We start from the raw sequence: 9,690 nt of genomic DNA, 5'->3' as shown, positions 1-9,690 counted from the left end.
CACCTTGGCCGACATGCCCGAGCGGGTGATCAGCCACACGATGCTGCGGTTGTCGAGCACGTGGAACTGCAGCACCGCCTCGCCCGAGCCCAGGGTCTTTTGCAGCTCGGCCAGCGTGACACGCTGTTCGGCGAGTGAATCGGCGGCGCGGTCGCGAATGGCGTCGAGCAGCTGGCGTGAGCGTGAGGCCTCGGAGAGTGCCCAGGCGGCTTCGAAGTTGCTGGTGGTGATGCTCAGGTCGAGCGCGGTGTCGAACACCTTCTGGATGTCACCGAACAAGCCGGTCTTGAACTCTTCGCTCTGGAATTTGCCGCGCAGGCTGTCGGCCAGGCGCACGGTTTCAAGGTAGGACTTGAGCGCGGCGGGCTTGTTGCCTCGTTGCAGCTCGACCCGCCCCAGGCCTTCGGTGGCCCAGAGGCGGTGGTAGAGCGCGTCGCCCGAGCTGCTGTCGGCGGCGACCTGTTTGAACTGGGCCTCGGCCTGGTCGGGCAGGCCGGCAGCGAGCAAGGCGTTGGCGCGGCTGCGTTTGTAGAAGGCGCCCAGCTTCTCGGCCTCGCCCACAGGCAGCTTGTCGAGCTGCTCCAGCGATTCGCGCGGGCGGCCGGCGGCGGTGTAGGCGTTGGCCAGCGACACCAGCACCAGCGGGCGGAAACGGTCGCTGGCGAGCTCGAGGCTGCGCTTGTAGGCGTCGGCAGCGTCGCCATAACGGCCACGGCGCACCGCCACGTCGCCGAGCACCTTGTAGGCCGGGGCGTGGGCCTGCTGCGGGTTCTTTGGCTTGAGCGCCAGGGCACCCTGGGCAAAACGCTCGGCTTCGTCGAGCAGGCCGGCGTAGTTGTAGGCGATGGCGAGGTCGCGCTGGGCAAGCGAGCGCAGGTCTTCGTTGTCGCTGGTCTGGCCGATGTGCAAAGCCTTGCTGGCGGCGCGGATGCTCTGGCGGAACTCGCCTTGTTCGGCCAGCGCGATCGAGCGGCCGCAGTAGCCGTAGCCGTCGAGCTTGATGACGTCGCGCTCGTACAGCGCACGGCCCTCGGCGCTCAGGGCCAGCAGGCCGTTGGCATCGCGGTGGCGGGCCAGGGCATCGCGGGCGACCGCGCTGATGGGCGGCAGGTCTTGGGCCTGCACCGGTATCCAAGGCCCACAAAGCGCGACGCCGGCCGCCAGAAGAAGTGATCTATGAAAGGTCCGCACGGACTTGCCCCTTGATACAACAATGCCGATCGATCCTAGGTGGGCGCGTCATCGGCTCACAAGTGACCAAGGTGACGCGCATGATCTTCTAGGGGGTCTAGGGAACGCTGCGCAGCACCGCATACAGCTCGCGCGTGCGCACCGGTTTGAACAAGACCTGGTGCCCGCTGCTGTGCACCCGCTTCACCTCATCGGGTGAGGTGTCGCCAGTGATCAGCAGCGCTGGCAGTGGCGCCCCGTACACGGCGCGCACCCGCTCGATGGCGTCGATGCCGTCTTCTTCGTTGGCCAGGCGCAGGTCCGACACCACGATGTCGATGACACCCGCGTGACGCCGCACTTCGGTGCAGGCCTCTTGAATGGTCGCGGCGGTGAGCACGTGGTAACCCCAGGTTTGCAGCAGGTCGCTCATGCCGACACGAATGCTTTCTTCGTCGTCGATCAGCAACAGGGTGCGGCTCGAATCGATGGGTGAGGGCACCGTGTCGGCAGCCACCACCAGGTTGTCCAGCTCGTCGAACTCGGTGGCCTTGATGAGAATGCGAAACACCGTGCCGTGGCCTGGTCGGGATACCACTTCGAGCTGGTGGCCCATCAACAACACCAGGCGCTTGACGATGGCCAGGCCCATGCCCAGGCCGCGCGAACGGTCGCGCCCCGGGTTGCCGACTTGGTAAAACTCGTCGAACACCTTGGGCAGCTCGTCGGGGGCGATGCCGATGCCGGTGTCCCACACCTCGACGCTCACCACCTGCGCCCGTGTGCGCGCCACCACCACGATGCCGCCTTCTGGCGTGTAGCGAATGGCGTTGTGGATCAGGTTCGACAGCACACGCTCCAGCAGGTGCGGGTCGCTCATCACGATCTTGCCGCCGGCCTTGAAGCGCAGGCCCAGGCCCAGCTCTTCGGCCTGGCCGGCGCAGTGCATGTGCAGCACGCGGAACAGGTCGCGGATGGGGAAGCTCTGCAGGTTGGGCTCGATCACGCCGGCGTCGAGCTTGGAGATGTCGAGCATCGAGGTGAACGACTGCTCCAACGCGTCGATCGAGCGGATCATGTTTTTCACCAGCGGTTGCAGCGCGGTGCCGGCGAGCTTCTTTTCCAGCGTGGCGGTGAACAGGCCCAGCGCGTGCATGGGCTGGCGCAGGTCGTGGCTGGCCGACGCGAGGAAGCGGCTCTTCTCCCGGTTGGCACGCTCCACCAGAAACACTTGCTGGCGCAGCGCGCGCACCAGCGCGTCGTTGTCGAGCTTGGTTTGCAGCTCTTTCATCAACAAGCGGTGGCGTGCGCCGGCAAAGAAGAAACACGCAAGCAAGAACGCCGCCGAGAGGCAGCCGATGGTCAGCGCCAACGGCGTGCCGAACAGCAGCATGAACACCGTCAAAGGCCCGAGCAGCGGCAGCAGCCACAGGTAGATGGCCCAGCGATACGCCGCCACCAGGTGCGCGCCAGCGGCCCCCACGCCCAGCAACAAGAGCACCAGCGCAATGGCCGACTGCTCGCGCAGGTTGGTCAGCAGGAAGTAGGGCGCCAGGCCCCAGCTCGCCGAACCCAGGAGCACCACGCCCAGGTACTTCTGCAACCAGGGGTCAGGGTGGGCCAGCGCGGTGCGCCCCGCACGCTTGAAGCCCCAGAGCAAGAGCGCGTGCAAGGCTTGTGCGCCATGCACCAGCAGCACCCAGATCCACACGCCGGGACCGGGCGGGCTGAAGATGACGAACGAGAGCCAGCACACCAGCGCCAGCCCGAACGACACGCCGACCACCCTGTCGCCGTGGCGGAACAGCCGCATCAGCTGCGAGGCACGGGTTCTCTCGCGCCTGCGGTCAGGCCCTTCTTCGGTGGAGGCGTCGGTGGAACCGGCGGCGGTGGAAGGCGAAAGTTGAAAGCTCACCTTCGGTCGACGCTTACCTGAACAGGCTGATCAGGTGCGAGCGCGACTTGACGTCGAGCGCCAGCAGGATCGTCGACACGTAATTCTTGATGGTGCCCAGCGACAGCCCGGTGGCGGTGCTGATCTCCTGGTTGGAGCAGCCCGAGAGCACCAGCTCCAGGATTTCGAGGTGGCGTGGCCCCAGCTCGGCCACACGGTCGTAGCGCGACGAGCTGGGAAAGCGCGGGAAGCCGCCGTTGCCATTGCCTTGCACGCCGGCCAGCAGGCCCATCACCGTGTCGCACATGGCGCGCGGTGCCTGGCCCTTGGTCACATAACCCACCGCGCCAAGAGCACGCACCTGGCCGATCACAAACTCGTCTTGCGTGCCGCTGATGACCGCCACACGCGCTTTCGGGAACGCTTCGAGAAACTGCTTCAGCCCTTGCAGGCCCTTGCAGTCGGGCATGTTGAGGTCGAGCAGCACGAGCGCGATGTCGGGCTCGCTGCGGTAGAGCGTGATCGCGTCGTGCAGGGTGCTGGCTTCGAGCAGCTGCAGGTTGGCGTTTTCGACAGCGCCCAGGCTGGTCACGATGCCCACGCGCACCAACGCATGGTCGTCAACGATCAGGAGTTTGGACATCATGCGTGCGGGTTGGTCGGCGAGCTGGTTTCGCTGTGCCACAGGGGCACCGAGGGAAGCTGTCGCATAGGGCAACATCTGGCTCATGGGAATGCCTCGTGACGATGTGTGCTTGCATCAGGCAGTGCAAACAAGCTGCGTGCGGGCCAGGCAAGTGGCTATTGTTGATTCAAACTGGCGCTCTCTCCCATCCCTAGGAGCGTGGATGCGGGTACACCCTGAGGTTTGGGGTGGCAATCGTCGCAGCGCCCCAACGCATGACCACAGCGTTATGAACAAGATGTCGAATTGATGACAAGCCAAACAGAGAAAACGAACGGGAGCGGGGCATGAGTTGGATCAGCGTGGTGGCGGGCCTTGTTTGCGCCGGCGTGGCAGCAGCCATCGTGGTGCTCGCGTTACGCGGCCGCACGCGCGAGACATCGCACTACGCCGGGCTGTGGCTGGTGCTGGCGGGCCTGCTGTTCGCGGCCGTGCAGCAGTTCATAACGCCCACGCTTCAGGCCCGTTATGACGCCAGCAGGGTTGACGATTCGCTGTCGGGCCATGCGGCTTTTGCGGCGATCAAGAAGCATGACCCGCAGACCTACGGCCGCATCATGGCCGAGCTGCGCCAAGGGCTGCTGGCCGGGCAAAGCCAGGGTGTGTTGATCGAACGGGTGCGGGCGCAAGTCACCGGCCTGGTGCAACAGCGCCTGCCGCGCGCCTCGGACGAAGCCGCCACAGAGTACGTGCGTGTCATGGTGCAAGAGATGCAGGAGCTTCGACGCCACGGTGGCGAGCTGTGCCACCGGTTTCTCTTTCCCCAACCCGGTGACAGCCTGAACCTCACGCGCTACGTGTCGGCCAACCTGCGTGACGCCGACGCCGCAGCGCTGAGCCAAGTGGTGCGCAGCTCGACCTTGTCGCCCCAAGCGGTGCCGCAGAAGGCCGAGGTGCTGCCTCGCATGCAACCGGTGATGTTGGCCCTGAGCGCACGGCATGGCCCAGACCTGGCCTTGCTCGAACGCCCTCTGGCGCCGGGCATCGACCGCGACAAGCTCTGCGCGATCAACATCGACCTCTACAGCGTGATCCTGCAGATGCCCCCGAGCGACGGCGGCAAACTGATTCGCTACCTGATGAGCCAGAGCTGAATCGAAACCTGGCTGCGCAAGCCGGCCTTCCGTTCACGAGACCGCCTCTCGGTAGAAACGTGGATCGTTAAAAAGCGCACGGCAGTGCAAATATGCACGGGCAACGGCACACACTTCGGTGTGGACCGCGACGCCAACGGCACGCTCGACCGCCACTGATCTGCAGATCGACAGTCAGCGCTCCGAAGGGGCGTACGGCACGAAGTGATTCGTGGCGGCGCCCCTTCTCCCTTTGGCGAGCGCAAGTTCAGCACGCGCCACCGTCCTCAGGTGCACCTCGTCGGGCCCGTCGAGAATGCGCATCGCGCGGCCCCAGGTGTAGAGGTAGGCCAGCGGTGTGTCAGGTGACAGGCCCATGGCGCCAAACACCTGCATCGCCCGGTCGAGCACCCGCGTTTGCAGGCGCGCTGCCACCAGCTTGATGGCCGCCACCTCGACCCGCGCGGCGGCGTTGCCTTGCGTGTCCATGCGCCAGGCGGCGTGCAGCACCAGCAGCCGGGCCTGGTCGATCTCGACGCGGCTTTCGGCGATCCAGTCCTGGATGTTGGCGAAGTCGGCCAGGTGGCGGCCGAAGGCGCTGCGCTCCAGCGCACGCTCGCACATCAGCTCCAGCGCCAGCTCGCACTGGCCGATGCTGCGCATGCAGTGGTGCACCCGGCCTGGGCCGAGGCGCGCCTGCGCCATCGCAAAGCCGGCGCCGGCCTCGCCCAGCAGGCTCGTGGCGGGCACGCGCACGTTGCGCAACAGCAGCTCCACGTGGCCCTCGATGCTGTGGTGCTGCAGGATGGGCACGTTGCGCACGATCGACAGGCCCGGTGTGTCGAGCGGCACCAGCACCAGCGAGTGGCGTCTGTGCTTGTCGGCATCGGGCAAGCCGTCTGACACGCCCATCAGCATCACCAGCTCGCACGCCGGGTGAAGGGCGCCGGTGACGAACCACTTGCGGCCGTTGATCACGAGATCGTCGCCGTCGCGCACGATGCGGGTCTGCAAGTTGGTCGGGTCGGACGACGCCACGTCGGGCTCCGACATCGCATAACAGGAGCGCATCGTGCCGTTCATCAGCGGCTTCAACCAGCGCTCGCGCTGGGCCGGCGTGGCAAACAGGTGCAGCAGCTCCATGTTGCCGGTGTCGGGCGCGCCGCAGTTGAACACCTCGGCCGCCCAGGGCACACGGCCCATGATCTCGGCCAGCGGCGCGTAGTCGAGGTTGCTCAGGCGGGTGCCGGGTTCGTCAGGCTTCAGGCCGGGCAGGAAAAGATTCCACAGGCCTTCGGCCCGTGTGCAGGCCTTGATGGGCTCGACCACGTCGCTGGGGTAGACACCGGCGTCGGCCCAGCGGTGCCAGTCGCGGTTGGAGGGCAGCACCAGCCGCTCCATGATGTCGCGCACGCGACGCTGCAAGTCGAGGTTCTCGGGAGTGGGTTGGAAATCCATGACCGACCATCTTGCCCTCGGGGTGACGCCGCGAAATTGATTTGCGTCATGCCCGGGCCACGGCCGGCTGCCTAGAGTCGGCCCGATGAGCATGCAACAGGCCGGTCTGGCCATGCCTACGCCACTTGCGTCCCCCGTGCCGCCGCTCACGCCGCGCCAGGCCGCCGCACTGGACGACGCCACCGCGCTGGCCGAGTGCACCCGCTGGCGGCAGGGTGCACTCGGCGAGCGTGAGGCCGAGTCGGTGTTTGCGCTGCAAGGCATGTATTGCGCGGCCTGTGCCGGCATCATCGAGTCGGCCTTGATGACGGTGCCCGGTGTGGCGCGTGCCGACGTCAACGCCGCCAGCCAGCGTGTGCGGGTGCAGTGGAACCCGCAGCACACACGCGCTTCGCAGCTGGTGAGCGCGGTGCAGGCGGCCGGCTACCGCGCGCTGCCGGCGCAACATGAGGCCGCCCGCGTGGCGCGCCAGCGCGAGTCTCGCCAGGCCTTGTGGCGGCTTTTTGTCGCCGGGTTTTGCATGATGCAGGTGATGATGCTCACCTCGACCGGCTACCTCGCCGAGCCGGGCGACATCGCGCCCGACCTGGCGGCCTTGCTGGCCTGGGCCGCGTGGGTGCTCACGCTGCCGGTGCTGTTGTTTTCGGCCGGGCCTTTTTTCAGCAGCGCCTGGCGCTCCTTGCGCCAGCGCCGGATCGGCATGGACGTGCCGGTGGCGCTGGGCATTGCCATCACCTTCATCGCGGGCACCGGCGCCACCTTCCAGCCGGGTGGGCCTTTCGGCAACGACGCCTACCTCGACTCGCTGGCCATGTTCGTCGCCTTCTTGCTGGCCGGGCGCTGGCTGGAGCTGCGGGCGAGGGCGCGCAGCACCGAAGCGCTCGACGCTCTGTTGCAGCGCCTGCCCGACAGCGTGGAGCGGCTCGACTCCGAGGGCATGGCCCACACCGTGCCCATAGCGCGCCTCATGGTGGGCGACCGTGTGCGTGTCGCCGCGGGCCAGGCCTTCCCCGGCGACGGCCAGGTGCTCGATGGCAGCACCCAGGTCGACGAAGCCATGCTGAGCGGCGAGTCGCGCCCGGTCGAACGGGGTGTGGGTGATGCGGTGGTGGGCGGCAGCATCAACCTGGCCGCGCCGGTGGTGGTGCAGCTGCTTCGCATCGGCGAGGGCACGCGCTACCAGCAGATCGTCGAGCTGCTGCAACACGCACTCACCCAGCGCCCCGGTGTGATGCGCGCGGTCGACCGCCTGGCCGGGCCGTTTCTGCTGGGCGTGTTGTTGCTGGCCGCGCTGGCCGCGGCGGTGTGGAGCGTGATCGACCCGAGCCGCGCCGTCTGGGTGGCGGTGTCGGTGCTGATCGTCACCTGCCCGTGCGCGCTCTCGCTGGCCACGCCGGCCGCCTTGTTGAGCGCAGCGGGCGGCCTGGCGCGGCGCGGTGTGCTGGTGCGGCGCCTCGACGCGATCGAAGCGCTGGCCCACGTCGACACTGCATGTTTCGACAAGACCGGCACGCTCACCGAAGACCGCCTGGTGCTCGCTGCCACCGTGCACGGACCCGCCGCCGACCACCACTTTCTGCTACAGCGCGCTGCATCGCTGGCGGCGCTGTCGCACCACCCTTTGTCGGCGGCGCTGGTGCAGTCGCTCCCCCCACATCAGCATCGCTGGCGCGAGGTGAACGAGGTCGCAGGGCAGGGCATCACCGCCATCGACGAACACGGCCGCACCTGGCGCCTCGGCGCGCCCGCCTGGGTCGGCGTACACGGGGTGGCACTCGCCGCACGGCCGCGTGTGGCCTGCGCACCGTGGCCTTCAGCGCCCGAGGAGCAGGTGTGTTTCGAGTTCGACGAAGCCTTGCGGGCCGACGCCCAACACACCGTGCAGTGCCTGGCCGCACAAGGTCTCGCCGTGCAGTTGCTTTCGGGCGACGCGCCGGCCAGCGTGCAGGCCATCGCCCTCCGGCTGGGGGTGACCCACGCGCACGGTGGCGCCACGCCGGAAGACAAGCTGGCCGCCATCGCCAAGTTGCAAGCCGATGGCCACCGTGTGCTGATGGTGGGCGACGGCCTGAACGACGGCCCGGTGCTGGCCCGTGCCGACGTGTCGTTCGCGCTCGCCCACGGCAGCGCACTCGCGCAACAGCGCTCCGATTTCATCGTGCTCGGCAGCCGCCTGGGCGAAGTGCCCGCCGCACACCAGTTGGCCCGGCGCACCCTGCGCGTGATGCGCCAGAACCTGGCCTGGGCGCTTGTCTACAACGCCGCCTGCGTGCCGCTCGCACTGGCCGGCCTGCTGCCGCCCTGGGCCGCGGGCGCCGGCATGGCGCTCAGCTCGCTGGGGGTGGTGCTCAACGCACTGCGCCTCTCGCGCTGAACACACGAAAGCTGAAGCCATGGAAAGCCTCTACCTCTTGCTGCCCCTGTCGGTGCTGCTGGTGCTGGCGCTGATCGGCCTGTTTGCCTGGGCCGTCGACCGCGGGCAATTCGATGACCTCGACCGCGAAGGCTGGCGTGTGCTCGAGGGTGGCGCAGAGGCATCGCCCACCGCTGAAGCAGCCAGCGGTGGTGAAGCGCTTGATCCCCGTCAAGGGGAACCACGGGGCGCCTCCAGACAATGACCCTGACGGCAGCAGACCCAAGGAACCACCCATGAACAAACAAGTCTCGGCGCTCGCGGCGCCGGTTTACAGCGACCGCGTGGTGCGTGCCTTTGCGCTCGCGTCGGTGTTGTGGGGCATCGTGGGCATGCTGGTCGGCGTGATCATTGCCGCGCAGCTCACCTGGCCCGAGCTCAACTTCGGCATCTCGTTGCTGTGCTACGGCCGCTTTCGCCCGCTGCTTACCAACGCGGTGATCTTTGCCTTTGGTGGCTGCGCACTTTTTGCCAGCAGCTACTACGTGGTGCAACGCACCTGCCAAGTGAAGCTCTTCGGCGAGAAGCTGGCGATGTTCACCTTCTGGGGTTGGCAACTGGTGATCGTGGCCGCGGCCATCTCGCTGCCCATGGGCTACACGCAAGGCAAGGAATACGCTGAACTCGAATGGCCGATCGACATCCTGATCACCGTGGTGTGGGTGGCCTACGCCATCGTGTTCTTCGGCACCATCGGCGTGCGCAAGGTGCGCCACATCTACGTCGCCAACTGGTTCTTCGGCGCCTACATCCTCGCGATTGCGCTGCTGCACATCGTCAACGCCGCCGCCATTCCGGCCGGTGCGATGAAGAGCTACTCGGCCTACGCCGGCGTGCAAGACGCCATGGTGCAGTGGTGGTACGGCCACAACGCGGTGGGCTTTCTGCTCACGGCGGGCTTCCTCGGGATGATGTATTACTTCATCCCCAAGCAGGCCGAGCGGCCGGTGTATTCATACCGCCTGTCGATCGTGCACTTCTGGGCGCTGATCTTCAC

At 67.1% G+C, this 9,690-nt stretch carries 8 protein-coding genes; 4 read left to right on the top strand and 4 right to left on the bottom strand.

From position 1 onward, the window contains the following. The 3 genes from RMO40_RS15905 to RMO40_RS15895 form a co-directional block, all read right to left on the bottom strand. Positions 1-1,125 (bottom strand): tetratricopeptide repeat protein (locus RMO40_RS15905; RefSeq protein ID WP_489660177.1); only part of this gene is annotated, 1,125 nt, incomplete at its 3' end. Positions 1,126-1,288: 163 nt separating this feature from the next. Further along, the gene (locus RMO40_RS15900) at positions 1,289-3,085 is read right to left on the bottom strand and encodes an ATP-binding protein (RefSeq protein ID WP_309723466.1); all 1,797 of its coding nucleotides are present in this window, start codon (positions 3,083-3,085) and stop codon (positions 1,289-1,291) included. A 13-nt stretch (positions 3,086-3,098) separates the two neighbouring features. Then, a complete protein-coding gene (locus RMO40_RS15895) occupies positions 3,099-3,710 on the bottom strand; it encodes a response regulator (RefSeq protein ID WP_309723463.1) in 612 nt (203 codons plus the stop codon). A 326-nt stretch (positions 3,711-4,036) separates the two neighbouring features. On the opposite strand from RMO40_RS15895, the gene RMO40_RS15890 reads away from it, so the two are divergent. Further along, positions 4,037-4,843, top strand: a complete 807-nt coding sequence (locus tag RMO40_RS15890; protein WP_309723458.1) for a hypothetical protein — start codon at positions 4,037-4,039, stop codon at positions 4,841-4,843. Between the two features lie 174 nt (positions 4,844-5,017). Here the strand turns inward: RMO40_RS15890 and RMO40_RS15885 are convergent, their stop codons facing one another. Then, entirely contained in the window at positions 5,018-6,280 is a 1,263-nt protein-coding gene (locus RMO40_RS15885) for an acyl-CoA dehydrogenase family protein (RefSeq protein WP_309723455.1), read from the bottom strand. An 85-nt stretch (positions 6,281-6,365) separates the two neighbouring features. Here RMO40_RS15885 and RMO40_RS15880 point away from each other — a divergent pair, with 85 nt between their 5' ends. The 3 genes from RMO40_RS15880 to RMO40_RS15870 all read left to right on the top strand — a co-directional run. Beyond that, positions 6,366-8,654 carry a cation-translocating P-type ATPase gene (locus tag RMO40_RS15880; protein WP_309723453.1) on the top strand — a complete coding sequence of 763 codons (2,289 nt, stop codon included), beginning with the start codon at positions 6,366-6,368 and terminating at the stop codon, positions 8,652-8,654. A 19-nt stretch (positions 8,655-8,673) separates the two neighbouring features. Beyond that, positions 8,674-8,898 carry a cbb3-type cytochrome oxidase assembly protein CcoS gene (ccoS, locus tag RMO40_RS15875; protein ID WP_309723450.1) on the top strand — a complete coding sequence of 75 codons (225 nt, stop codon included), beginning with the start codon at positions 8,674-8,676 and terminating at the stop codon, positions 8,896-8,898. A 31-nt stretch (positions 8,899-8,929) separates the two neighbouring features. Beyond that, a partial coding sequence (locus RMO40_RS15870; protein WP_309723448.1) for a cbb3-type cytochrome c oxidase subunit I occupies positions 8,930-9,690 on the top strand: 761 nt, incomplete at its 3' end.

The sequence above is a fragment of the Rhizobacter sp. genome (genome assembly GCF_031412075.1).
Lineage (GTDB): Bacteria > Pseudomonadota > Gammaproteobacteria > Burkholderiales > Burkholderiaceae_C > Rhizobacter.
This window is presented reverse-complemented; position numbering and strand designations above follow the sequence as displayed.

What these genes read in the sequence shown, in the direction of transcription:
- ccoS (WP_309723450.1), top strand. Translation starts at nt 8,674, where the DNA reads ATGGAAAGCCTCTACCTCTTGCTGCCCCTGTCGGTGCTGCTGGTGCTG.
- RMO40_RS15890 (WP_309723458.1), top strand. Translation starts at nt 4,037, where the DNA reads ATGAGTTGGATCAGCGTGGTGGCGGGCCTTGTTTGCGCCGGCGTGGCA.
- RMO40_RS15885 (WP_309723455.1), bottom strand. Translation starts at nt 6,280, where the DNA reads ATGGATTTCCAACCCACTCCCGAGAACCTCGACTTGCAGCGTCGCGTG.
- RMO40_RS15895 (WP_309723463.1), bottom strand. Translation starts at nt 3,710, where the DNA reads ATGATGTCCAAACTCCTGATCGTTGACGACCATGCGTTGGTGCGCGTG.
- RMO40_RS15880 (WP_309723453.1), top strand. Translation starts at nt 6,366, where the DNA reads ATGAGCATGCAACAGGCCGGTCTGGCCATGCCTACGCCACTTGCGTCC.